We start from the raw sequence: 25233 nt of genomic DNA, 5'->3' as shown, positions 1-25233 counted from the left end.
CGGCGTTAAATCGCCGACAACAGCCGATAAAACGTCGACAACACCATGTTGTACCCAAGATCGATACTTTCCCGGCGGACTAACAAAGACGCCGGCCTGCGCGGTAGAATGGGGAGTTCCGTGACCCCAACCGTCCCTCCCTGCAGCACGTGAGAACCGCCTTCCACAACCGTCCCCTGATGATCGCCGTCGCCTGCTCGCTGCTGGCGCACGCGGCCCTGCTGGCGATCCGCTTTGCGGCGCCGGACGCATTCCGGCTGCAGCCGGCCGATCCCGGGCTGGAAGTCATCCTGGTCAACGCCAAGCATCAGCGCGCGCCCTTGAAAGCCGAGGCACTGGCCCAGGCCAACCTCGACGGCGGCGGCAATCTTGACACCGGCCGCGCGCAGTCGCCGCTGCCGGACCTGCGCAAGGTCGAGAACGGCGACAGCCTGAAGACGCTGCAGCGCCGCATCGCCGAACTCGAACAGCAGCAAAGGAACGTGCTGACCCGGGTGCGCCAGTCGAATTTCGCCAGCGCGCCGGTGGCCGACCAGGTGAAGCCCGACCCGAGCCGGAACGGCGCCGACAACGTCGACACCAGCAAGACGATCGCGCGCATGACCGCCGAGATCACCCAGCGCATCTCGGACGAGAACAAGCGTCCCCGTAAAACCTTCATCAGCCCCAGCACGCGCGAAGTCGGCTACGCGCTGTACTACAAGGCGATGCAAAAGCGTATCGAGGAAACCGGCACCCTGAACTTCCCGCAGCAGAACGGCAGCAAGCTGTATGGCGAACTGGTGGTCTACATCCCGGTGTTCCAGGACGGCAGCCTGTACGAGAAGGAGGGCGGCCCGCGCATCGAGCGCAGCTCCGGCAACGCGGCGCTGGACAAGGCGGCGCTGCAGATCGTGCGCCGCGCCGCGCCGTTCGGCGCCTTCCCGGCCAACATGCGCTCGTCCGACAAGGACGACCTCTGGATCGTCATCACCCGTTTCAAGTTCACGCGCGAAGAGAAGCTGCAAGCCGAACTGCGCGCCGAAGGAGGCGCGCCATGAGCGACCGTTACTGCGTGATCGGCAATCCGATCGCCCACAGCAAATCCCCCGAGATCCACGTCGCGTTCGCGCGGCAAACCGGCCAGGACCTCGCCTACGAGCGCTGCCTGGCTCCGATCGACGGCTTTGCCGACACGGTGCGTGGTCTGATCGAACAAGGCTACCGCGGCGCCAACGTCACGGTGCCCTTCAAACTGGAAGCCTTCGCGCTCGCCACGCGCCTGCGCGAGCGCGCGCGCGTGGCGGGCGCCGTCAACACCCTGGTGTTCGAGGATGGCGAGATCGTCGGCGACAACACCGACGGCCCCGGCCTGGTGGCCGACATCGTGCAGAACGCCGGCGTACCCCTGGCCGGCAAGCGCGTGCTGCTGCTCGGCGCGGGCGGCGCGGCGCGCGGCGTGATCCTGCCGATCCTGCAGCATGGCCCGGCCAGTATCGTGATGGCCAACCGCACGCGCGCCACTGCGGACGCGCTGGCCGCGCAGTTTGCCGGTCACGCGGCGCACGCCGGCCAGGTCGCGGCCTGCGGCTTCGAGGACATCGGCGGCCAGGTCGGCTCACAGGTCGAGGGCGCCTTCGACGTCGTGATCAACGCCACTTCGGCCAGCCTGTCGAACGCGCTGCCGCCGGTGCCAGCCGCAGCGTTCAGGGAGGGCGCGCTGGCCTTCGACATGATGTACGGGAAAGCTTTGAGCCCGTTCATGGAGTTCGCCGCGCAGCACGGTGCGATCGCGCGCGACGGCCTGGGCATGCTGGTCGAGCAGGCCGCCGAAGCGTTCGCGCTGTGGCGCGGCGTGCGCCCGGCCACCGGCGACGTCCTGGCAACCTTGCGCAGCCGGCTGTGACGATGCCGGGCGCGCTCAAGAACACGCTGAAGATGGGCCTGGCCGCACGCGCCAGGACTGGCGGACGGCGCTGGTGGCTGAAGTGGCTGGTGCTCGGACCGCTGCTGCTGGTGCTGCTGGTCCAGCTGTACTTTTTCCTGATGGTGCTGTGGTGGTCGCACTTCAATCCGTCTTCGACCAGCATGATGCGCCAGCAGCTGGCGGCGCTGCGCGAGACCGATCCGAACGCGAAGCTGGAACACTTGTGGGTGCCGTACGAGCGCATTTCCGACAACCTCAAGCGCGCCGTGATCGCGTCGGAGGACGCGAATTTCACCGACCACGACGGGGTCGACTGGGAAGCGCTGGAAAAGGCCTACCAGCGCAACAACAAGCGTCACAAGGTGATCGGCGGCGGCTCGACCATCACCCAGCAGCTGGCCAAGAACCTGTTCCTGTCCGGCTCGCGCAATTACCTGCGCAAGGGCCAGGAACTGGTCATCGCCTACATGCTGGAAGCGGTGATGGACAAGGAGCGCATCCTCGAGATCTACCTGAACGTGGTCGAGTTCGGGCGCGGCGTGTTCGGCGCCGAAGCAGCGGCGCGCCACTACTACCATGCGCCGGCCGCGACCCTGAACGCGTCGCAGGCCGCGCGCCTGGCGGTGATGCTGCCCAATCCGCGCTATTACGACAAGCACCGCGGCAGCAGCTACCTGGCGCGCCGCACTGCCGTGATCCAGCGCCGCATGAACGCGGCCGACCTGCCGTAAGGGCCCGATCGGCCGCGCCGCGGCCCCCGTGCGGCACTGGCCGCGCCCAGTGCTTACACTGTACACTTGCGCTGTTTCGAACCCGGCCAAGAAAGCAGCGCATGATCAATGTATTCGTCCTCCAGAATGGCCGACTGAACCAGGTCGCGATCGCCTCGCGCGACGACCTCGAACACGTCCCGGCCGTGTGGGTCGACCTGACCGACCCGACCGAGGAAGAGCGCGACTGGGTCAAGGCGACCTACGACGTCACCCTGCCGGGCGAGGACGAGGTGCAGGACATCGAAGCTTCGGCCCGCTACTACGAAGCCGAAAACGGCGACCTGCACCTGCGTACCGATTTCCTGATCGAAGAGGAAGACGGGCCGTCGCGCATCGTCACGGTAGCCTTCATCCTGGCCAAGAAAATCCTGTTCTCGGTCCATAACGACGACTTGCCGGTGTTCCGCCTCGTGCGCCTGCGCGCGCGCTCGCGGCCCGGTTCGATCGAGGACTACATGGACGTGCTGCTCGACCTGTACGCGACCGACGCCGAGTACTCGGCCGATGCCCTGGAAGGCATCTACGAAAGCCTGGAAAACGTCAGCCAGCGCGTGCTGCAAAAGGAATTCACCGACCAGGACGCGGCGGCCGCGCTGAACGCCATCGCGCACGAGGAAGACTTGAACGGGCGCATCCGCCGCAACATGATGGACACGCGCCGCGCGGTCAGCTTTCTGATGCGCGGGCGCCTGCTGAATGCCGACCAGTTCGAGGAAGCGCGCCAGATCCTGCGCGACATCGAATCGCTCGACGGCCACACCTCCTTCTTGTTCGACAAGATCAACTTCCTGATGGACGCCACGGTCGGCTTCATCAACATCAACCAGAACAAGATCATCAAGATCTTCTCGGTCGCCTCGGTCGCCTTCCTGCCGCCGACGCTGATCGCCAGCATCTACGGCATGAACTTCGAGTTCCTGCCCGAGCTGCACTGGCATTTCGGCTATGGCTGGTCGCTGAGCCTGATGATCGTCAGCGCGATCGCGCCGTTCCTGTACTTCCGCCATCGGGGCTGGCTGAAGTAGCAAACCCGCCGGACCGGTTCCGGCGTGTCCAACCCTGCAATCCGAACCTCATCGCCGGCCCGCATCGGGTTTGCGGCCGCGCCATCCCTGTCGCCCGCGCCCGCGCCCCCGCATCGCCATTATCGTTGCGTGCCCATTGACTCATTTAATGAGAATCATTATCATTTGCATTCGTGGTAAGGTGGATGGTCATGCAGCGCCGCGCGCAGCGCATCGGCCGCCGTTCTTTTTCAAATGACGATGGGATACTGATGAACATGCATGCGCACGCCGGCCGGCGCCACCAACTCGATCGACTCGCGCTGCTGGTCAGCCTCGCCGTGCCGCTGCTGGCGCAGGCAGGCACCGACGACGTACCGCAAGACGGCATCCAGCAGGTCAAGATCAGCGCCAACCGGCTGGGCGACACCACCGAGGGCACGGGCTCGTACACCACCGGCCGCGACACCACCGCGGTGCCGCTCGACCTGTCGCTGCGCCAGACCCCGCAATCGGTATCGGTGGTGACGCTGCAGCGCATCGAGGACCAGCGCCTGCAGACGGTGACCGACGTCGTCAACAACGCCACCGGCGTCTCCGTCAACCAGTACGAAACCAACCGCGGCGGCTTCACGGCGCGCGGTTTCGACATCGACAACCTGCAGATCGATGGCGTGCCCACCACCTGGGAGCAATCCTGGAGCGGCGGCGAGGTCGCGAGTACGCTGGCCATCTACGACCGTGTCGACATCGTGCGCGGCGCCACCGGCCTGATGACGGGCGCGGGCAACCCGTCCGCCGCGATCAACCTGGTGCGCAAGCATGCCACCAGCAAGACCGTGACCGGCTGGGCCGAAGCCGGCATCGGCCGCTGGAACGAAAGGCGCGTGATGGGCGACGTATCCACGCCCTTGAACAGCTCGGGCAGCGTGCGCGCGCGCGTGGTCGGCGAGTACACCGACGGCAACAGCTGGGTCGACATCCTGCATAACAAGAGCCAGACCGTGTACGCGACGGTCGATGCCGACCTGAGCCCGTCGATGCTGCTGCAGGTCGGCGTCAGCCATCAGGAAACGGAGGCGCGCGGCCCGATGTGGGGCGGCCTGCCGTACTGGTACGGCGACGGCGGCAAGACCGACTGGCCCGTGTCGAAGACCACTTCGGCCGACTGGTCGCACTGGCCGACGCGCTATGACGACGCGTTCGCCAACCTCGAATACCGCTTCGACAATGGCTGGAAGATCCGCGCCCTGCTGGACCACGGCGACCGCAAGGCCGACTCCTACCTGCTGTACCTCTCCGGCATCCCCGACCGTACGACCGGCCTGGGATTGAGCGCGTATCCGGCCTCGTACAAGACGCAAACGAAGCAGGACAACGTCAACCTGATGGCCGGCGGCCCGTTCGAACTGGCCGGCCGCAAGCACGAGGCCGCGTTCGGCTACATGTACCAGAAGCAGAAGTTCGAATCCGACAGCCGCACCCCGACCTTCGATGGCAGTACCGACTTCCCGGCGGTGGGCGACTTCAACCGCTGGACCGGTGCATCCTATCCGACGCCGGTCTGGGGCCAGCCGACCTTTTACGAAGGCAGCCAGACCAGGCAGCAAGCGCTGTATGGCGTGGCGCGCTTTTCGCTGGCGGATCCGCTCAAGCTGATCGTCGGCGCACGCGTCACCTATTACGAAAAGACCGGCGGCGGCTTGTACACCCCCGACTACCGCCTGAAGAACGAGCGCGAGGTCACGCCCTACGCCGGCCTGGTCTACGACGTGAACGACACGTATTCCGTGTACGCGAGCTACACCGACATCTTCCAGCCGCAGAACTACAAGGATTTCAATGGCAATAACCTCGATCCGGTCACCGGCAAGAGCTATGAAGCCGGCCTCAAGGGCGAATACTTCGGCGGCCGGCTGAATACCTCGCTGGCGGTCTTCCAGATCAAGCAGGACAACCTGGGCCAGGAAGCCGGCCTGGTCGACCGCGACGGCAGCGGTCCGCTGGCGCCCGAGGTCTACTACCGCGGCGCGCAGGGCGCCAAGAGCACCGGCGTCGAGTTCGAGGTGTCGGGCGAACTGGCCAGGGGCTGGAACGCCACCGCCGGCTACAGCCAGTTCCGCGCCAAGGACGCCGCCGGCGTCGACGTCAACAGCGTCTACCCGCGCCGCCTGCTGCGCGTGTTCACGACCTACCGCCTGCCGGATGCGTGGAGCGCGCTGACCGTCGGCGGCGGCGTGAATTGGGAAGGCCGCACCTACACGGTCGATCCGAGTGCGCCGGCCGGCAGCAACGGCTTGATCGAACAGGATTCGTTCAGCCTGGTGAACCTGATGGCGCGCTACGAGTTCAGCCGCCAGCTCTCGGCCCAGCTGAACGTCAGCAATGCGTTCGACAAGAAGCACTTCGGCATGTTCGCCGCGTATGGCGCGCTGACCTACGCGGCGCCGCGCAGCGCCTCGCTCACCTTGCGCTACCAGTTCTGACGAGGCCATCGTGCGCGCCCTGCTGACCCTGGTCCACCGCTACGCCGGCCTCGCCACGGCCGCCTTCCTGTTCGTCAGCGGTCTCACGGGCGCGGTCATCTCGTGGGACCACGAGCTGGACGACCTGCTCAATCCGCACCTGACGCAGGCGCACACGGCGGGTGCGCCGCAAAGCGCGCTGGCGCTGGCGCGGCAGGTCGAGGCGCGCCATCCCGACATCCGCGTGTCGTTCATCCCGACGCACGTCGCGCCCGGCGAGTCGCTGGCGCTGGGCGTGTCGCCGCGCTTCGATCCAGCCGCCAAGGCGCTGACCGAGCCGGGCTACAACCAGGTGTTCGTCGATCCGGTCAGCGGGATGGAGCTGGGCCGGCGCGAGTGGGGCGCGGTATGGCCGATCACGCGCGAGACCTTCGTCTCTTTCTTGTACAAGCTGCACTACACGCTGCACATCCCGTCGCTGTGGGGCACCGACCGCTGGGGCTACTGGCTGATGGGCGGCGTGGCGATGATCTGGATGGTCGACAGCTTCGTCGGTTTTTACCTGACCCTGCCGGTGCGCCGGCGCCAGGCGAACCTGGCGGCGGCGGGCGGGCCGGGCAAATCGTGGTGGCAGCGCTGGCGGCCAGCCTGGAAGGTGCGCTGGCGCAGCGGCGGCAGCAAATTGAATTTCGACCTGCACCGTGCCTTCAGCCTGTGGACCTGGGGCGTGCTGTTCGTGCTCGCCTTCACCGCTTTTTCGCTGAACCTGTACAGCGAGATTTTTTATCCGGTGATGAAGACCTTCACCCAGGTCACGCCGACGCCGTTCGACACCCGGCCGCCGGCCGATGCCCGGCACTTCGTCGAGCCGCGCGTGGACAGCGGCGAGATCGCGCGCCGCGCCGCGCTCGAGGGCCGGCGCCGCCGGTGGCAGGAGCCGGTCGGCAGCATCTATTACGCGCAGGAGTGGGGCATCTACATGGTCAGCATGTTCCAACCGGGCGACGACCACGGCGACGGCGGCATCGGCCCGGCGCTGCTGTACTACGACGGCGTGGACGGCCGCCTGCTGGGCCAGCGCCAGCCATGGAAGGGCACTGCGGCGGACGTTTTCGTGCAGGCCCAGTTCCCGCTGCACTCGGGGCGCATCCTCGGCCTGCCGGGACGCATCCTGATTTCCTGCATGGGCCTGGTGGTGGCGATGCTGAGCGTGACCGGCGTGATCATCTGGTGGCGCAAGCGCGCCTCGCGCGCGGTGGCGCAGCAGCTCAGAGCGTCGCAAACATCGCCACTACCGCCACCAGCATGATCGCCACGCCGAACCAGCCGATGATCGTGTGGCGCGCGGTCAGCGTGTACTGGCCCATGATCTTGCGGTTGTGCGCCAGCATCATCATGACGGTCATGATCGGCACCGCGATCACGCCGTTGATCTGGGCCGACAGCACCAGCGCCTCGATCGGGTCGACCGGGGCGAAGTCGAGCAGCACGCCGCCCAGCGTGGCCAGCGCGATCAGGCCGTAGAACTCGCGCGCCTCGACCACTTTCAGATCCATGCCGTTCCGCCAGCGGAAGCTCTCGGTGACGGCGTAGGCGGCCGAGCCGGCCAGCACCGGCACCGCCAGCATGCCGGTGCCGACGATGCCCAGCGCAAACGCGATGAAGGCGAATTCGCCCGCCACCGGGCGCAGCGCCTGGGCCGCCTGGGCGGACGACTGGATGTCGGTGATGCCGTGCGCGCCCAGCGTCACCGCCGTGGTCAGCATGATGAAGAAGGCGACCAGGTTGGAAAAGCCCATGCCGATCAGCGTGTCCATCTTCATGCGCTTGATCTGGGCGGCGGCGTCGCCCGGGCGCGTGCGCAACGCGCGCGTGTGCGGGGCGTTGCGGATCTCCTCGACTTCCTGCGAGGCCTGCCAGAAGAACAGGTAGGGGCTGATGGTGGTGCCGAACACCGCCACGATCAGCGCCACCGACTCCTTGGTGAAGGCGAAGTGCGGCCACACGGTGCGCGCCAGCACCTCGGCCCACGGCATGTGCACGGCGAACGCGGTGGCGACGTAGGCCAGCAGGCCCAGGGTCAGCCACTTCAGGTAGCGCACGTAGGTGGCGTAGGGCAGGAAGATCTGCAGCGACAGGCACAGGATGCCGAAGCCGAGCGAATACATGTGGGCCGAGCCGACCCCGGTCACCAGCCGCACCGCCTCGCCCATCGCGGCGATGTCGGCGGCGATGTTGATCACGTTCGCCACCAGCAGCAGCGAAACCACCAGGTACAGCAGCCAGGGCGGGTAGGCGCGGCGGATGTTGGCCGCCAGCCCGCGCCCGGTGACGCGGCCGATGCGCGCCGACACCAGCTGGATGCCGACCATGAAGGGATAGGTCAGCACCAGCGTCCACAGCGTGTTGAAGCCGAATTGCGCGCCGGCCTGGGAATAGGTCGCGATGCCGGACGGGTCGTCGTCGGCGGCGCCGGTGATCAGGCCGGGGCCGAGCGATTTGAGGGTGGCGTTGTCGGTGAGACGGCGGAGGAACTTCAACGGCATGTCGGGCTCGCGCAAATAACGGCAGGCGCGGCCAACGTGAGGTGGTCAGCGCGCCGGTGGAATCGAGGGTGGTAAGGGACTGTTCATGGTCGGCGCGCAGTGTAGCACGGCCGATACGCCGCTTGCGTATCGGCCGCGTTACAAAGCGTACAGCAATGGTTCAGGCGATGCGGGCGAAGACGCGGCGCGCCGCCTCGATGGTTTCCGCAATCGCTGCGTCGTCGTGCGCCGCCGAGACGAAGCCGGCCTCGAACATCGCCGGGGCGAAGTACACGCCCTCGTCGAGCATGCCGTGGAAGAAGCGGTTGAAGCGCTCCTTGTCGCCGGCCATCATCTCGCTGTAGCTGCCCGGGACGGTGTCGCGGAAGTAGATGCCGAACATGCCGCCGACCGCATCGGCGCTGAAGGCCACGCCGGCTTCTTGCGCCGCCGCCGCCAGGCCGTCTGCCAGCTTGCGCGTCTGCGCGGCCAGCTGCTCGTAGAAGCCCGGCTGCTGCACCAGCTTCAGGGTGGTCATGCCGGCGGCCACGGCCACCGGGTTGCCCGACAGCGTGCCGGCCTGGTAGACCGGTCCGATCGGCGCCATCTTCTGCATCAGTTCCGCACGGCCGCCGAAGGCTGCGACCGGCATGCCGCCGCCGATCACCTTGCCCAGGCAGGTGAGGTCCGGGGTGATGCCGTACAGCGCCTGGGCGCCGCCCAGGCCGACGCGGAAGCCCGACATCACTTCGTCGAAGATCAGCACGGCGCCGTGCTCGGTGCACAGCTCGCGCATGCGCGTGAGGAACTCGGGCGTGGCGCGCACCAGGTTCATGTTGCCGGCCACCGCCTCGACGATCACGCAGGCGATGGAATCGCCCATGCTGGCGAACGCCTCTTCCATCTGCGGGACGTCGTTGTAGTCGAGCACCAGCGTGTGCTGGACGAAGTCTTCCGGCACGCCGGCCGAGGTCGGGTTGCCGAAGGTGAGCAGGCCCGAGCCGGCTTTCACCAGCAGCGAATCGGCGTGGCCGTGGTAGCAGCCTTCGAACTTGACGATGCGGTCGCGGCCGGTGGCGCCGCGCGCCAGGCGCAGCGCGCTCATGGTCGCTTCGGTGCCCGACGACACCAGGCGCACCTGCTCGATCGACGGCACCAGGCGGCACAGTTCCTCGGCCATCTCGACTTCGCCCTCGGTCGGCGCACCGAACGAGAGGCCGCGCGTGGCGGCGTCCTGCACCGCCTTGACCACTTGCGGATGCGCGTGGCCGACGATCGCCGGGCCCCAGGAGCCGATGTAGTCGATGTAGCGCTTGCCGTCGGCGTCCCAGAAGTACGGACCTTCGGCGCGCGTGATGAAGCGCGGGGTGCCGCCCACCGAGCGGAATGCGCGTACCGGCGAATTGACGCCGCCCGGGGTGGTCTGCTGGGCGCGGGCGAACAGGATGTCGTTTTGGGAAGTCGCGTTTTGAGTCGATTCGGTCATGGTCGTTTGAAGAGTTTGTTGGGCACCAGGCGCCCCATGCCGAAGCGGCGGGCATGGGCGAGGGCGCCGTCGAGATAGTCGTGGGCGTGCGGCAGCACATCCAGTACGCCGGCGCCGCGCGCGAGGCCGGCGGCCAGCGCGGCCGACAGCGTGCAGCCGGCGCCGACGAACGGTCCCGCCAGGCGCGGGGCCCAGTCCAGGCTGAGCGCCAGGCCGTCGCCGTCATATAAATGGTTGCAGCGTATGCCGTCGCCGCCGCCGATGCCGGTGACCAGCACGTGGCCGCAGCCGGAAGCGGTCAGCTCGGCCGCGTCTTCGGCGACGGTGGCTTCGCTGGCGGGATCGCGCCAGCAATCGGCGAAGCGCGCCAGCTCGTTCTGCGACAGCACCAGCACGCTCGCCTGCGGCACCAGCAGCTGGTGGATCAGGGTCAGCACGTCGTCGTCGCGCGTGCCGCAGTCGGGCAGGGCGGAGGTGAACGGGTCGAGCACCAGCGGGACGTCGGCATAGTCGGAGACGATTTCGGCGATCGCGGCGATCTGTTCGAGGTTGGCCATCGTCCCCACCTTGATGGCGGAGATCGGCATGTCCTCGAGCAGCATGCGCGCCTGTTCGACGACCGACGTGCTGTCGACCGGCTGGATGTCGTCCACGCGCGCGGAGTCGGCCACCAGCAGCCCGGTGACCACCGACAGGCCATGGCAACCGTGCATGGCGAACACGGCCACGTCGGATTGGACACCCAGCGCGCCGACCGGATCGGCCGGGCCGAATGTGAGGATGAGGGGAGACGGTTGGTTTTGCACAGCGCCTAGATTAAGATACCTGACCTTGAATTCTACTAGATAGGGGCCTTGGGAACCTACTGCGCGTTGCACTCGCCACGGTTTTGCGAATACCCTCGATACCAACTCATTAATAAGGATTATCACGTGACTAATGAAACGCAGGCTTACCAGACCTGGATGTGCCTGATCTGCGGCTGGGTCTACGACGAAGCTGCCGGAGCGCCCGAAGACGGCATCGCGCCGGGCACGCGCTGGGCCGACGTGCCGATGAACTGGACCTGTCCGGAGTGCGGCGCGCGCAAGGACGACTTCGAGATGACGGCGATTTAACACCCGTTTTCTTCCTGTCAACCCGGCCGTTTCGAGACGCGCCGGTGTTGGCATTTTGTCGAGTTGAATCATAGCAACACTTCATGCACAAGCGCTGCGCGCTATGCTATCGTGCGGTTTCATGCTGAATTGAAACACCGAAGTAAACACGACTATGACGACGCAACCGACAGGCCTGACGATCATGGTGATCGACGACAGCAGCACCATTCGCCGATCCGCCGAGATATTCCTGACCCAGGCCGGGTACCGGGTGGTGCTGGCTGACGATGGCTTCGACGCCCTGGCCAAGATCAACGACCATCAGCCGGCGCTGGTGTTTTGCGACATCCTGATGCCGCGCCTGGACGGTTACCAGACCTGCGCGCTGATCAAGAAGAGCGCGAAGTTCCACGCCACGCCGGTGGTCATGCTGTCGTCCAAGGATGGCCTGTTCGACCGCGCGCGCGGCGCGATGGTCGGCTCGTCCGCCTACCTGACCAAACCGTTTTCCAAAGACAGCCTGCTGGCGGCCGTGCGCGACCATACGGCCCGCGCGCAGCCCTGACTTTGCACACTAACCTTACGCCTGACCGTACGGAGCCCATCGTGGCCATACAAAAGATCCTGATCGTCGACGACTCCCCGACCGAACGCTACTACCTGACCGATATCCTGGTGCGCAACGGCTTTACCGTCGCCACCGCCGACAACGGCGAGGAAGCGCTGGCCAAGATCCGCGCCGAGCGTCCCCAGCTCATCCTGATGGACGTGGTGATGCCGGGCGCGAACGGATTCCAGATCACGCGTTCGATTGCGCGCGACCCCGAGCTGGCCGAGGTCCCGGTAATCATCTGCAGCAGCAAGAACCAGGAAACCGACCGCATCTGGGGCATGCGCCAGGGCGCCAAGGATTACTTCGTCAAGCCGGTCGATCCGGCCCTGTTGCTGGCGCGGATCGCCAGCCTCGCGGCCTGACATGGCCGGCAGCGACGCCGGCGTCAAATCGGAGCACGGCAAGCAGGGCCGCGCCGCGCGCCTGCGCCAGTACCAGGAGCAGCTGCTCGAGCGCATGCAGGCCGCGCAGACCAGCAGCGGCGCGCGCGCGCACCAGCTCGGCGTCGAGATCGGCGGCGTGCGCTACCTGCTCGACCTGCTCGAAGCCGGCGAGATCGTCCCGCTGCCCCCGCTGGCCGCGGTGCCGCTGACCCGGCCCTGGTATCTCGGCCTGGCCAACGTGCGCGGCAACCTGGTCGGCGTGGTCGACCTGGCGCGCTTTCTCGCCCAGGACGCCGCGCCCGACCCGGCGCCCGCCGCGGCGCCGTCGCCGGGTGCGCAGCGCCTGATCACGTTCGGCCCGGCGCTGGGTTTTCCGTGCGCGCTGCTGGTGACGCGCGTGTTCGGCCTGCGCCAGGCCGCCGACATGACCCCGCAGGATGGCCGCCTGCTCGACGCCGACGGCAACGCATGGACGCCGCTGGCGCTGTCCGCGCTCGCGCGCGAGGAGCGTTTCCTTCAAGTTGGCCTGTAGCCGGCCGTTACTCACTGTATCAAGAACAGGTTTCTACCCGGAGCTGACATGGGATTCGCATCAAAACTCAGGACCGATTTTTTCTCCAAGGATGACGACGGCGTGACCGTGCTGGCTTCGCCCGACACCGAATTCGGCAGCGGCGTGCTGGCCGCGGCCTCGGCCCATGCCGCGCCGGCTGGCGCTGCGGCGCCGGGGTCGGCGCATGCCCATTCGGCCGACGATGCCGCCGAGCGCCTTGGCCACCTGGCCGGCCGCAAGAAGCGCGCCGCCGCCGCGGCCGCCGCGTCGGTCGGCGCGGACGACGACCTGAGCCTGCCCCTCATCGGCCACCTGTCGCTGCCGCGCCAGCTGCGCATCCTGCTGGTCGCGGTCGCGTGCGGCATCCTGGTGACGCTGCTGTCGTTGTGGCGCTATTCGGGCAGCGGCGCGGTGGCCGCCAACCAGACCCAGATCGCCGGCGACGCGCTGATGCACTCGCAGCGTGTCGGCAAGGCCGCGCCCAACGCGATGCAGGGCATCCCGGACGCCTTCGTCCAGCTGCAGGACAGCCGCATCGCGCTCGGCCACGACCTGGCCCTGCTGGCCGGCGGCGGCGAATTCAACGGCCACACCATCCCGGCCGCAGCCGGCGACGCCGCCGACCAGCTGGCCAAGGCGCGCCGCAAGTGGGCGCTGTCGGACGCCGCCGCCGCCAGCATCCTCAAGATGAAGCCCGAGCTGACCCGCTTCGACGAAAGCCTCAAGCAGCTCGACGTGGTCTCGCCCGAGATGCTGGCGCTGACCGAGGAGATCCTGACCGAGCGCACCGCGCACGGCGGCAGCCCGCGTGAACTGGCCGCGCTCGGCCGCCTGATGATGCTGTCCCAGCGCCTGTCGCGCGGCGCCGGCGAATTCCTGACCTCGGGCGGCATCCAGCCCGAGACGGCGTTCCAGATGGGCCGCGACACCACGACCTTCCGCATGACCGTCGACGGCCTGCTCAACGGCAATCCGGAACTCGGCTTGACGCCGCTGCGCGAACCCGAGCTGCGCGCCAAGCTGGACGAAGTGCGCGCCAAGTTCGACGTGTGCCAGAAGGTGATCGCGTCCTACCTCGACCACATGTCCGACCTGACCGCCGCCAAGGCCGCCGAGCAGACCATCTTCCGCGACAACGAAGACCTGCGCCGCCAGCTGTCGGCGCTGCAGGGCAACTACCGCGACGCCGAAGGCGGGTCCAGCGCCTGGTTCTGGCTGCTGGTGGCGGCGGCGGTCTTCACGCTGGCGGTGGCCGGCAGCATCTCGCGCGTGATGCTGCAGGACTCGCGCAACCGCACCCGCGGCGCCGACGCGCGCCGCCAGGAAGCCGAGGCGATGCGCCTGCTGGCCCAGGCCAAGGAAGAGGAGGCCAAGGCCACCAACGACCAGAACCAGGCCGCGATCCTGCGCCTGATGAACGAACTGCAGGAAGTGGCGGACGGCGACCTGACCGTGCACGCCACCGTGTCCGAGGACATCACCGGCGCGATCGCCGACTCGGTCAACTACACGGTCGAGGAATTGCGCGGCCTGGTGGTGCGCGTGATCGGCACCGCCGAGCAGGTCACCCAGGCCTCGAGCGGCGCGCACCAGGTCTCGAGCGAGCTGCTGGTCGCGGCCGGCCAGCAGTCGCGCGAGATCCAGGACGCCTCGTCGACGGTGCTGCGCCTGGCCGGCGAGATCACCGACGTGTCGCAATCGGCGAACGAGTCGGCGATCGTGGCGCGCCAGTCGGTGGCCGCGGCCGAGCAGGGCGCGACCGCGGTGCAGAACGCGATCAAGGGCATGGGCGAGATCCGCGAGCAGATCCAGGAAACCTCCAAGCGCATCAAGCGCCTGGGCGAATCGTCGCAGGAGATCGGCGAGATCACCGAACTGATCTCGGACATCACCGAGCAGACCAACGTGCTGGCGCTGAACGCGGCGATCCAGGCCGCGTCCGCGGGCGAAGCCGGGCGCGGCTTCTCGGTGGTGGCGGAAGAGGTGCAGCGCCTGGCCGAACGCTCCGGCGACGCCGCCAAGCAGATCGGCGCGCTGGTGCGCACCATCCAGACCGACACCCACGACGCCGTGGCCGCGATGGAAAAGTCGACCCAGGGCGTGGTCGAGGGCGCGCGCCTGTCCGACGCGGCCGGCGCCGCGCTGGCCGACATCTCGCGCGTGTCGAACCGCCTGGCCGAGCTGATCCAGGGCATCTCGACCGCGACCGGCACGCAGGCGACCTCCGCCAACGGCGTGGCGCATAATATGCAGCACATCCTGGCGATTACAGAACACACGCAGGACGGCACGCAGCAGACCGCGCATTCGATCCGACAGCTGGCCGAACTGGCGCAGGAGCTGAAGAATTCGGTGTCGCGCTTCCGCGTCGCCGCCTGAGGAACCACGAGCAATCCATGACCCAGCAATCCGCCATCGCGCCGCAATTCGACACCGGACCCCTGTCCTGGGTGATCGGTGAAATCCGCGACGCCCTCGAGCGTTCGGCCAAGGCCCTGCACGAAGCGTCGGGACGCAGCCCCGAAGCCCAGCCGACCCTGCTCCTGCACGCCAAGTCGCACCTGCACCAGGCGCACGGCGCCTTGCAGATGGTCGACGTGCACGGCGTCGAACGCCTGACCGAGGCGGCCGAACAGGCGATCGACCGCTTCAAGGACGGCGGCCTGGCGGTCACGAAAGAGCGCGCGGATACGGTGGGCCAGGCCTACCAGGCGCTGGTCGAATACCTGGAAGAGCTGCTCGATGGGGCCCTGGCGCCCCAACCGGCGCGCCTGTTTCCGTATTACCGTGCGCTGCAGGAGATGCTCGGCGCCGAGCGCGTGCATCCGGGCGACCTGCTGGTGCTCGAAACCGATCCGGCGCTGCCGCCGGCGGCCCAGGGGGGCGATGCGCCCGATGTCGCCGCCTGCCGCGCGCGTTTCGAAAAAGCGCTGCTGCTGTTCATGCGCAGCGCTACCCCGGAGGCCCAGCGTGAGCAGGGCGCCGCGATGCGCGACGCGCTGGCCCCGATCGTCCAGGCGCAGACGCAGCCGCGCCCGCACGCGTTCTGGCTGGCGCTGCAAACCGTGGCCGACCTGGCCGCGCAAGGCCAGCTGGCGGGCGACGTCTACCTGAAGCAGCTGTTCGGACAGATCAACCTGCAGCTGCGGCGCATGGCGCAAGGCCATACCAGCCTGCCGGATCCGGTGCTGCGCGACGCGCTGTTCTTCATCGCCCAGGCGGCCGAGCCGACGCCGGACGCGCGCGCGCTGGCGCAGGCCTGGGGTATCCAGGGCCAGGTCCCGCACGACTACCTGGAGCGGCGCTATGGCCGCATCGACCAGGCCGCGCTGAAGGACGCCAAGGCCGCGCTGCTCGAAACCAAAGAGGGCTGGGACCGCATCGCCAGCGCCGATACGCCGGTCGATCCGCAAGACAGCGCTTTCGACCAGGCCCTGGCCAAGCTGGCCGGCGCCAGCGAAAAGCTGGGCGCGCCGGCGCTCGCGCAGCTGCTGCGTGAACTCGGCCAGGCGGCCAGCGAATCGGTGGCCGGCGCGCGCACCGACCAGTTCAGCATGGAGATGGCCGAGGCGATGCTGTTCGTCGAACATGGCCTGGACCAGGTGCGCCAGCTGCCCGAGGACTTCGGCCAGCATGCCGAGGCGGTCGGCCAGCGCCTGCTCGCGCTGGCGCACGGCGAAACGCCGCCCGACGTGCCGCAATGGCAGGGCGAGCTCGCGCGCGAGCTGCAGCAGGGCCAGACCGTGGCCGTGCTGGCGGGCGAGATCCGCACCGGCCTGCGCCAGGTCGAAAAGCTGATCGACGAATACTACGAAAACGCCGGCAAGCGCGCCGCGCTCGACGGCGTCGACCCGATCCTGCACCAGCTGCAGGGCGCGCTCGCCATCCTCGACCAGGACCAGGCCGCGCGCGCGGTCACGCACGTGCGCGCGGCCGTGCGCGCGCTCGCGGACGGCCAGTTCGACGCCGCCGCGCGCGCCGCCAGCCTGGACAACCTGGCGCAGAACGTCGGGGCGCTCGGCTTCTTCACCGACGCACTGGCGCAGAACGTCGACAACGCGCGCAAACGCTTCCGTTTCGACGCGCAGGCGCAGCTGTTGCGCGAGCTGCCCTTCGATGCGATGGGCGAGCCGGTCGTGTCGGGGCCTGATGTGTCGGGGCATGATGCCGGGCAGGCGCCTGAGCCGGTGACCGAGCCGGCAAGCGCGCCGATGAGCGAGCCGGTAGCTCAGCCGGTAGCTCAGCCGGTAGCCGAGCCGGCAGCCGACGACGGCGCCATCGAAGCCGAGCTGCTCGAGATCTTCATCGGCGAAGCCCAGGAAGTGCTGGCGATGGTGGGCGAAATGCTGCCGTCGGCGCGCGCCAATCCGGCCGACCAGGAAACCCTGACCCGGCTGCGCCGCGGTTTCCATACGCTCAAGGGCAGCGGCCGCATGGTCGGCCTGGAGCAGTTCGCCGGTGTCGCCGCGGCGGTCGAGAAGTGCATGAACCTGTGGCTGGCCGAAGCGCGCGCCGCCACACCGGACCTGCTGGCGCTGATCGAGCACGCCCATGCCGAGCTGTCGGCCTGGGTGGCGGAGCTGGCAACCGACGGCCGCTCGGCACGCGACGGCGCAGCATTGGCTGCCGCCGCCGCGCGCGTGCAGGAAGGCGGACCATTCACGCTGGACGATGCGCCGGCTCAGGCCGTGCAAGCCGCCGCTTTTGCCGACCCCGACGTCGCCGCCGACCTGGCCGCCGCGCCGGCGCCGGCCCCGACCGACATGGTCGACGCCGTCGAGGCATCCGACATCGCCGCTGCGCTCGACGCCGCCGTCGCGCTGGATACGACCACGCCGGCCGAGCAGGCTGAGCTGCCGGTCGAGACGGGTGTGCCGGAGACGGAGCCGGAGCCGGAGGCGCAGGACGCATTCGCGCCGCCAGCCGGCATCGACGCCGAAGCGGCGCCCGAGCCCGAGCCCGACGCGGAACCCGAGCCGCTGCCCGCGCAGTCGGCCGCGCAGTTGCCCGATAACGTGCTCGCTTTCCCCCAGGACGAGGACAACGTCAAGCGCGTCGGCGACCTCGAGATTCCGCTGCCGCTGTATAACATCTACCTCGGCGAAAGCGAGGAGCTGCTGCGCGTGCTGGCGGCCGACTTCGCCGACTGGCGTCTCGAACCGCTGCGGGCGGTGTCGGCGCAGGCGCTGAAAGCGGCGCACACGCTGGGCGGCACCTCGGCCACGGTCGGCTTCCAGGCGCTGCGCGACATCGCGACGATGCTGGAAGCGGCGCTGCAGGTGGCCGTGCCGCCTTTGAGCGAAGAACAATTCGCGCTGCTCGACGAGACCGTCGAGCGCGTGCGCATCATGCTGCAGGTCTTCGGCCTGGGCGAACTCGCGCCGGCCCAGCCCGAGCTGCTGGCGCGCCTGGAAGGGCTGCGCGACGAACTTGGACGCCTCAAGGCCGACGCGGTGTTCGGCGACGGCGAGGGCGACCCGGAACTGGCGGCGCGCCTGGACGAACTGTTCGCGCGCACGTACGAGAGCATTCTGGCCGATCCGCCGCTCGCGGGCGGCGCGCTGCCGCAGCCGCTCGACACCGCGCCGGCGCCGCGCGCACCGCTGTCGGGGGCATCCGATACGGCCGACGTCGACGACCTGTTCGACACTTATTTCGACGATCCCTTCGGCGCCGCCGCGCTCGAACAGGCTGCACCGCCGGCGCCGGCCGATGAGCCGGACGCGTTCGCCGAGCCGGAAGCGCTGGCGGAATCCGAAGAGCTGGCCGAGCCGGAAGCACTGGCGGAACCGGAAGAGCTGGCCGAGCCGGAAGCACTGATCGAACCTGAGTCGCCGCTCGAAGCCGAAGCGCGCGCTGAAGCCGAGCCACCCGCGCCCGCGGCCACCGAACCCGCGTCCACCATCGAACCGGCAGCCGAATCCGACGCAGACGCCGACGCCAATACCGACACCGACGCCGACGCCGTCCTGGCCAGCGAACCGGTCTTCGCCGACGAGCTCGACCCCGACCTGCTGCCGGTGTTCATGGAAGAAGCCAGCGACCTGCTGCCGCAGATCGGCAACGACCTGCGCCAGTGGCAGCAGAGCGCCTCGAGCGGCGCCGACGGCGCGCTCGCGCAAGGCCTGCTGCGCGCCCTGCACACCGTCAAGGGCAGTGCGCGCATGGCCGGCGCGATGCGCCTGGGCCAGCACACGCACGCGCTCGAAACGCAGATCGAGAACATGGTCCACGCCGGCACCACCAGCCCGGCGGCCTTCGACGAGCTGCTGGCCAACTACGACCAGGCGATGCTGCTGTTCGAACAGCTGCAGCAGCCGCCGGGCGCCGCGCCGGCCCAGGAGCCGACCCCAGCCACGGCCGGGCAAGCCGGCGCGCCGGCCCGGGAGCAGGCCAAGCCGGCGCCGGTCGAGGACAGCCAGGCCGCGCGCACCCCGCTCGTGCGCGTGCGCGCCGACATCCTCGACCGCCTGGTCAACCAGGCCGGCGAAGTGTCGATCACGCGCTCGCGCCTGGAAAACGGCATCGGCACGCTGAAGAACGCGCTGAACGATTTTTCGGACAACCTGGCCAGCCTGCGCCGCCAGCTGCGCGAAGTCGAGATGCAGGCCGAGTCGCAGATCGCATCGCGCCTGTCGGTGGCCGGCGAGCGCGAGTTCGACCCGCTCGAATTCGACCGTTTCACGCGCCTGCAGGAATTGACGCGCATGATGGCTGAAAGCGTCAACGACGTCGCCTCGCTGCACGAGAGCCTGGCGCGCACGGTCGATGGCGCCGGCGAAGACCTGGCCGCGCAATCTCGCCTGACGCGCGAGCTGCAGCGCGACCTGATGCGGGTGCGCATGGTGCCGTTCGCCAGCTTGTCCGAGCGCCTGTTCCGCGTGGCGCGCCAGACCGCCAAGGAAACCGACAAGCGCGTCAACCTGGATATCCGCGGCGGCGCCGTCGAGATCGACCGCGGCGTGCTGGAACGCATGGCCGCGCCGTTCGAGCACCTGCTGCGCAACGCCATCGTGCACGGCATCGAGCCGCGCGCGCGGCGCCTGGAAGCGGGGAAGCCGGAAACCGGCGAGCTGCTGATCCAGGTCAGCCAGCAGGGCAACGAGGTCGAACTGCGCTTCGCCGACGATGGCGCCGGCCTCGACCTGGACCGCATCCGCGCCAAGGCGCGCGAGAATGGTTTGCTGGCCGAGGACGAGCAGCCGCTCGATGCGGACGTGGCCGAACTGGTGTTCGAGCCGGGCTTTTCGACTGCCGATGCGCTGACCGAGCTGGCCGGCCGCGGCGTCGGCATGGACGTGGTGCGCTCGGAAGCGCGCGCGCTGGGCGGCCGCGTCGACGTTGCCACGCAAGCCGGGCAGGGCGCCTCTTTCACGATCCACCTGCCGCTGACGCTGGCCGTGACCCAGGTCGTGCTGGTGGCCAGCGGTGGGCGCACCCATGCGCTGCCGGCCAACCTGGTCGATCAGGTGCTGCAGGTGCGCGAGCACGAGCTCGAGGCCGCGCGTGCGTCGGGCGGCTTGACCGTGCAGGGCGAGACGCTGCCGCTGCACTACCTGCCCGAGCTGCTGCGCGAGCCGGGCGCGCCCGACGTCCAGCGCTCGCATCCGGTGCTGCTGCTCAAGAGCAGCCAGGCGCGCATCGCGCTGCAGGTCGACGAGGTGCTGGGCAACCGCGAGGTGGTGGTCAAGAACATCGGGCCGCAGCTGGCGCGCATGCCGGGCATCGTCGGCGCGACCGTGCTCGGTTCGGGCGAGATCGTGCTGATCCTCGATCCGCCGGTGCTGGCCGGCCAGGCTGGCCGCCATGCGGTCGCGCACCCCGAAGCGACGCAACCGGCCGCGCCGGCGCCGCAGGTGCCGACCGTGATGGTGGTCGACGACTCGCTCACCGTGCGCAAGGTCACCCAGCGCCTGCTGGAGCGCGAGGGCTACCGCGTGCTGCTGGCCAAGGATGGCGTCGATGCGCTGGAACAGATGCAGGACACGCGCCCGGACCTGATGCTGGTCGATATCGAGATGCCGCGCATGGACGGTTTCGACCTGACCCGCAACGTGCGCGGCAACCAGGCCACGCACGCGATCCCGATCGTGATGATCACCTCGCGCACCGCCGACAAGCACCGCAACTATGCGCTCGGCCTGGGCGTGGATGCCTACTTCGGCAAGCCCTACCAGGAAGACGTGCTGCTTGCGGCGATGGCGGGGCTGCTGGGGCGCGAGATCTAGAGGTCAATCCTCTTTCAGCACCCGGAAGCGCGCCAGCGTCCTGGCGCGCGCCTGCTCGTGGTCGACCACCGGCAGCGGGTAATCGCGCCCCAGCACCAGGCCCGCCTCCTCCAGCGCGGCAGGTTTCGCCAGCCACGGCGCGTGGATCGCCGCGCCGCCAAGGCGCGCCAGCTGCGGCAGCCACTGGCGGATGAAGGCGCCGCTCGCATCGAAGCGGCGCGACTGCGTGACCGGATTGAAGATGCGGAACCAGGGTTGCGCGTCGCACCCGGTCGACGCCGCCCATTGCCAGCCGCCGTTGTTGGAACTGAGTTCGTAGTCGAGCAGCCGGCGCGCGAAATAGCGCTCGCCGCGGCGCCAGTCGATGCCCAGGTCCTTGGTGAGAAAACTGGCCGTCACCATGCGCAGGCGGTTGTGCATGAAGCCGGTCCGGTTCAGCTGCAGCATCGCGGCGTCGACCAGCGGGTAGCCGGTGCGGCCTGCGCACCAGGCGTCGAACAAGTCGTCGGCGGCCTCGCCTTCGTCCCAGCTTACGGCGTCGAACGCCGGCTTGAACGACTGCGTGACCACGCGCGGATGGCGCTGCAGGATCATCATGTAAAACTCGCGCCAGATCAGCTCCGACAGCCAGACCGCGTCGCCGCTGCCGGCCGCGCCGCTGCGTTCGCGCTCGGCCAGGGTGCGCGCCAGGCGCCGCACGCTCAGGGTGCCGAAGCGCAGATGCACGGACAGGCGCGAGGTGGCGTCCAGCGCCGGAAAATCGCGCTCGCGGTCGTAGCGGCCCAGGCGCTCCAGGAACCCTTCGAAAGCGCGTTCGGCGCCGCGCACCCCGGCGTTGGCCACGGGCTGCGGCGATGGCTCGAAGCCCAGCCGTTCCAGGTCGGGCAGCGCATCTTCCTCGCGCGCGTGCGCGGGCGCAGGCGCGAGCGCGCCGGCGTATGGCCTGGTGTCGAAGGGCAGCAGGGCTTCCGGTTCGGCGCGCAGGCGCTTGAGCCAGGCGTTCTTATACGGCGTGAACACCGAGAACGCGCCGCCGGCCAGCGTGCGCACCTCGTCCTTCTCGAAGATCACCTGGTCCTTGAAGCTCTGCAGGCTGCGGCCGTCGCGGCGCAGCGCATCCAGCACGGCGCGGTCGCGCGCGATCGCCTGCGGCTCGTAGTCGTGATTGGCGAACACCGATTCCGCATCGAGCTCGGCGGCCAGGCGCGGGATCTCGTGCGCGGCGCTCCCATGCCGGACGATGAGGTAACCTCCGAATTCACTTAAATATGTATCGAGCTCGTGCACGCACGCATGCAGGAAGGACAGGCGCCGGTCGTCGGGCGCCAGGCCGGCCAGGATGTCGCTGTCGAACACGAATACCGCGAACACCCGGCGCGAGGAACGCAGCGCATGATGCAGGGCGGCATGGTCGTCGACCCGCAGATCGCGCCGGAACCATACCAAGGAATTTCTCAAAGTCATCTTCTGTGTGCGGAGTCAATGCAATAGGGAATTTTACTGTCTACCATACCTCGGGTTCGCATCGGCCGCGTTGCCTCTGATGGCTGCGTGAGCAAATGGGTGTAAACTAACGAAAAACCCAAGCATTTGAAGCGCGTAACAGAGAGTGAGCCAACAGAGAGTATGAGTATGAAGAAAAGTAAGGTCGGCAAGCCTCTAACCATGGCCGGAATGCCCCAGGCGGATACGCCTGGCCTGGCGTCTGCGAGTGGACTGTCCTCGCAGCTCAACCTGGCCAATCATTTCCTAATCGCAATGCCATCGATGAACGATCCGATCTTCGGCGGCACTGTCGTGTATATCTGCGAACACAATGACAAGGGCGTGCTCGGCGTCGTCATCAACAAGCCGACCGACATGATCATGGACGTGCTGTTCGACCGCATCGACCTCAAGCTCTCCGACAGCCTGGGCTCGGACGTCGTCAACGAGCCGATCATGTTCGGCGGCCCGGTCCAGGACGACCGCGGCTTCGTGCTGCACTCGCCGAGCGGACGCTATTCGTCCTCGCTGGCGGTCACCGACGACGTCGCCTTCACCACCTCGATCGACGTGCTCGAAGCCGTCGCCAACGGCAACGGGCCGCGCCGCATGCTGGTCTCGATCGGCTACGCCGGCTGGAGTCCGGGCCAGCTCGAAGAGGAAATCGCCCGCAACGGCTGGCTGACCGTCGGCGCCGACGCGCACGTGCTGTTCGACCTGCCGATCGAGGAACGCTACAACGCCGCCATCAAGCTGCTGGGTATCGATCCGTTGATGCTCGCCTCCGAGGCCGGCCATGCGTAAGGAAGCGCAGTCCCTGTAATGGTAGACATCGTTCTCGGATTCGACTTCGGCATCAAGCGCATCGGCATCGCCATGGGGAACACCCTGACGGGCCAGGCGCAACCTCTCGACGTCATCAAGGCCGTCGACAACGCGACGCGCTTCAAGGTCATCGGCGACCTGATCGAGCAATGGCGCCCGGCGCGCCTGGTCGTCGGCGAGCCGCGCCATCCCGACGGTGCCGAGCACGACATGACCCTGCGCGCACGCCGCTTCGCCAACCAGCTCAATGGCCGCTTCAACCTGCCGGTCGCGCTGGTCGACGAACGCTATTCCTCGGCCGTGATTCCGGCCAAGCGCGGCGAGATCATCGACGCCAAGGCCGCCGCCATCATTTTGCAACAGTACTTTGACGACCATGCCCAACAATACTAACGACGCGAACAGCACCGGCAACACCGGCGGCTTCGATGCCGAAGCGCTGTATCGCGAGCTGCTCGCCCAGGTCCGCACCGGCCTGGCCGGCAAGCCGGATGCCGCCATCGTCGGCATCCACTCCGGCGGCGCCTGGCTGGCCGAACGGCTGGCCAGCGACCTTGGCCTGCAGGCACGCCTCGGCTTCATCGACGTCTCGTTCTACCGCGACGACTATGCCAAGAAAGGCCTGCATCCGGACGTGAAGCCGACCCGGATCGAATTCAACGTCGACGGCGCGACGCTCCTGCTGGTCGACGACGTGCTGTACACCGGCCGCACCGTGCGCGCGGCGATCAACGTGCTGTTCGACTACGGCCGTCCGCAGCGCATCATGCTGGCCGCCCTGGCCGACCGCGGCGGGCGCGAACTGCCGGTGGCCGCCGATTTCGTCGGCGCCCAGGCCCAGCTCGGCGCCGGCCAGTCGCTCGCGCTCGCGCGCGACCCCGCCGGCCAACTCTCGCTCACGATCGAAGACGACAATGCATAACCCGCAACTGAACAAGAACGGCGAGCTGCAGCACCTGCTGACCATCGAAGGCCTGCCCAAGTCCATCATCAACCACATCCTCGACACCGCCTCGAGCTTCGTGAGCATCTCCGACCGCGAGGTCAAGAAGGTGCCGCTGATGCGCGGGAAAAGCGTGTTCAACCTGTTCTTCGAGAACTCGACGCGCACCCGCACCACCTTCGAGATCGCCTCCAAGCGCCTGTCGGCCGACGTCATCAACCTGAACATCGCGGCCTCGTCGACGAGCAAGGGCGAATCGCTGCTGGACACGATCGACAACCTGGCGGCCATGCACGCCGACATGTTCGTGGTGCGCCACTCGCAGTCGGGCGCCCCCTACCTGATCGCCAAGCACCTGAACGACACGAAGCAGAACCACGTGCACGTGGTGAACGCGGGCGACGGCCGCCACGCGCACCCGACCCAGGGCCTGCTCGACATGTACACGATCCGCCACTACAAGAAGGATTTCACCAACCTGCGCGTGGCCATCGTCGGCGACATCCTGCACAGCCGCGTGGCGCGCTCGGACATCCACGCGCTGACCACGCTCGGCGTGCCGGAAGTGCGCGCGATCGGCCCGCACACGCTGCTGCCGGGCGGCCTGGAGCAGATGGGCGTGCGCGTCTTCACCGACATGGACGCGGGCCTGAAGGACGTCGACGTGATCATCATGCTGCGCCTGCAGAACGAACGCATGTCGGGCGCGCTGCTGCCCTCGGCCGGCGAATACTTCAAGAGCTACGGCCTGACCCCGGAGCGCCTGGCGCTGGCCAAGCCGGACGCCATCGTGATGCACCCGGGCCCGATGAACCGCGGCGTCGAGATCGACTCGGCCGTGGCCGACGGTCCGCAGGCGGTGATCCTGCCGCAGGTGACCTTCGGCATCGCGGTCCGCATGGCGGTGATGAGCATCGTCGCCGGCAGCCATTCCTGATCGAGCA

General features: G+C 68.2%; 20 protein-coding genes. 16 read left to right on the top strand and 4 right to left on the bottom strand.

The annotated features are described in order from the left end of the window. Positions 1-179 precede the first annotated feature (179 nt). The 6 genes from FA90_RS15360 to FA90_RS15335 all read left to right on the top strand — a co-directional run bounded on the left by FA90_RS15360 (position 180) and on the right by FA90_RS15335 (position 7457). Positions 180-1040: a TonB family protein gene (locus tag FA90_RS15360; protein WP_036170105.1), complete on the top strand. Its 861-nt coding sequence runs from the start codon at positions 180-182 to the stop codon at positions 1038-1040. Further along, complete coding sequence (aroE, locus tag FA90_RS15355) at positions 1037-1885, top strand: shikimate dehydrogenase (protein WP_036170104.1); 849 nt, start codon at positions 1037-1039, stop codon at positions 1883-1885. The genes FA90_RS15360 and aroE overlap by 4 nt, the downstream gene beginning before the upstream one ends. 32 nt (positions 1886-1917) lie before the next feature. After that, positions 1918-2637 carry a monofunctional biosynthetic peptidoglycan transglycosylase gene (gene mtgA, locus FA90_RS15350; RefSeq protein WP_036175901.1) on the top strand — a complete coding sequence of 240 codons (720 nt, stop codon included), beginning with the start codon at positions 1918-1920 and terminating at the stop codon, positions 2635-2637. Between the two features lie 101 nt (positions 2638-2738). Beyond that, a complete protein-coding gene (gene corA / locus FA90_RS15345; protein ID WP_036170102.1) occupies positions 2739-3704 on the top strand; it encodes a magnesium/cobalt transporter CorA in 966 nt (321 codons plus the stop codon). 251 nt (positions 3705-3955) lie between these two features. Then, a complete protein-coding gene (locus tag FA90_RS15340; RefSeq protein ID WP_036175900.1) occupies positions 3956-6169 on the top strand; it encodes a TonB-dependent siderophore receptor in 2214 nt (737 codons plus the stop codon). 10 nt (positions 6170-6179) lie between these two features. Continuing rightward, positions 6180-7457 carry a PepSY domain-containing protein gene (locus FA90_RS15335; protein ID WP_197065309.1) on the top strand — a complete coding sequence of 426 codons (1278 nt, stop codon included), beginning with the start codon at positions 6180-6182 and terminating at the stop codon, positions 7455-7457. Here FA90_RS15335 and FA90_RS15330 read toward each other — a convergent pair. The 3 genes from FA90_RS15330 to FA90_RS15320 all read right to left on the bottom strand — a co-directional run bounded on the left by FA90_RS15330 (position 7417) and on the right by FA90_RS15320 (position 10965). Beyond that, positions 7417-8694, bottom strand: coding sequence for a divalent metal cation transporter (locus FA90_RS15330; protein WP_036170099.1), 1278 nt, complete (start codon positions 8692-8694; stop codon positions 7417-7419). The genes FA90_RS15335 and FA90_RS15330 overlap by 41 nt on opposite strands. Before the next feature lie 160 nt (positions 8695-8854). After that, on the bottom strand, positions 8855-10159 hold the full coding sequence (gene hemL, locus FA90_RS15325) for a glutamate-1-semialdehyde 2,1-aminomutase (RefSeq protein WP_036170097.1): 1305 nt from the start codon (positions 10157-10159) through the stop codon (positions 8855-8857). Next, positions 10156-10965 (bottom strand): bifunctional hydroxymethylpyrimidine kinase/phosphomethylpyrimidine kinase, encoded by an 810-nt coding sequence (locus FA90_RS15320; protein WP_036170096.1) that lies wholly within the window; start codon positions 10963-10965, stop codon positions 10156-10158. The genes hemL and FA90_RS15320 overlap by 4 nt, the downstream gene beginning before the upstream one ends. 159 nt (positions 10966-11124) lie before the next feature. Between FA90_RS15320 and FA90_RS15315 the strand changes: the two genes are divergently transcribed. The 6 genes from FA90_RS15315 (at position 11125) to FA90_RS15290 (ending at position 21036) form a co-directional block, all read left to right on the top strand. Further along, positions 11125-11277 carry a rubredoxin gene (locus FA90_RS15315; protein WP_036170087.1) on the top strand — a complete coding sequence of 51 codons (153 nt, stop codon included), beginning with the start codon at positions 11125-11127 and terminating at the stop codon, positions 11275-11277. Between the two features lie 154 nt (positions 11278-11431). Beyond that, positions 11432-11824 (top strand): PleD family two-component system response regulator, encoded by a 393-nt coding sequence (locus tag FA90_RS15310; RefSeq protein ID WP_036170085.1) that lies wholly within the window; start codon positions 11432-11434, stop codon positions 11822-11824. Positions 11825-11865: 41 nt separating this feature from the next. Then, on the top strand, positions 11866-12234 hold the full coding sequence (locus tag FA90_RS15305) for a PleD family two-component system response regulator (protein ID WP_036170083.1): 369 nt from the start codon (positions 11866-11868) through the stop codon (positions 12232-12234). A gap of 1 nt (position 12235) precedes the next feature. Further along, positions 12236-12787 carry a chemotaxis protein CheW gene (locus tag FA90_RS15300; protein ID WP_051971829.1) on the top strand — a complete coding sequence of 184 codons (552 nt, stop codon included), beginning with the start codon at positions 12236-12238 and terminating at the stop codon, positions 12785-12787. Between the two features lie 48 nt (positions 12788-12835). Then, the gene (locus FA90_RS15295; protein WP_036170081.1) at positions 12836-15187 is read left to right on the top strand and encodes a methyl-accepting chemotaxis protein; all 2352 of its coding nucleotides are present in this window, start codon (positions 12836-12838) and stop codon (positions 15185-15187) included. Positions 15188-15204: 17 nt separating this feature from the next. Further along, positions 15205-21036, top strand: coding sequence for an Hpt domain-containing protein (locus tag FA90_RS15290; RefSeq protein ID WP_036170079.1), 5832 nt, complete (start codon positions 15205-15207; stop codon positions 21034-21036). Between the two features lie 3 nt (positions 21037-21039). Here FA90_RS15290 and FA90_RS15285 read toward each other — a convergent pair whose 3' ends face one another. After that, positions 21040-22500 (bottom strand): deoxyribodipyrimidine photo-lyase, encoded by a 1461-nt coding sequence (locus tag FA90_RS15285; protein WP_036170077.1) that lies wholly within the window; start codon positions 22498-22500, stop codon positions 21040-21042. Between the two features lie 210 nt (positions 22501-22710). On the opposite strand from FA90_RS15285, the gene FA90_RS15280 reads away from it, so the two are divergent. From FA90_RS15280 to FA90_RS15265, 4 genes are read left to right on the top strand one after another with little or no spacing between them, the layout of a single operon-like run. After that, positions 22711-23325: a YqgE/AlgH family protein gene (locus FA90_RS15280; protein ID WP_239701024.1), complete on the top strand. Its 615-nt coding sequence runs from the start codon at positions 22711-22713 to the stop codon at positions 23323-23325. A gap of 18 nt (positions 23326-23343) precedes the next feature. Beyond that, positions 23344-23739 carry a Holliday junction resolvase RuvX gene (gene ruvX / locus FA90_RS15275; protein WP_036170075.1) on the top strand — a complete coding sequence of 132 codons (396 nt, stop codon included), beginning with the start codon at positions 23344-23346 and terminating at the stop codon, positions 23737-23739. Then, positions 23723-24268, top strand: a complete 546-nt coding sequence (gene pyrR, locus FA90_RS15270) for a bifunctional pyr operon transcriptional regulator/uracil phosphoribosyltransferase PyrR (protein ID WP_036170073.1) — start codon at positions 23723-23725, stop codon at positions 24266-24268. Before ruvX ends, pyrR begins: the two co-directional genes overlap by 17 nt. Beyond that, positions 24261-25226, top strand: coding sequence for an aspartate carbamoyltransferase catalytic subunit (locus FA90_RS15265; protein WP_036170071.1), 966 nt, complete (start codon positions 24261-24263; stop codon positions 25224-25226). The genes pyrR and FA90_RS15265 overlap by 8 nt, the downstream gene beginning before the upstream one ends. Positions 25227-25233: the final 7 nt, after the last annotated feature.

Origin of the sequence: Massilia sp. 9096 (genome assembly GCF_000745265.1) — a bacterium.
Classification (GTDB): Bacteria; Pseudomonadota; Gammaproteobacteria; order Burkholderiales; family Burkholderiaceae_D; genus Telluria.
This window is presented reverse-complemented; position numbering and strand designations above follow the sequence as displayed.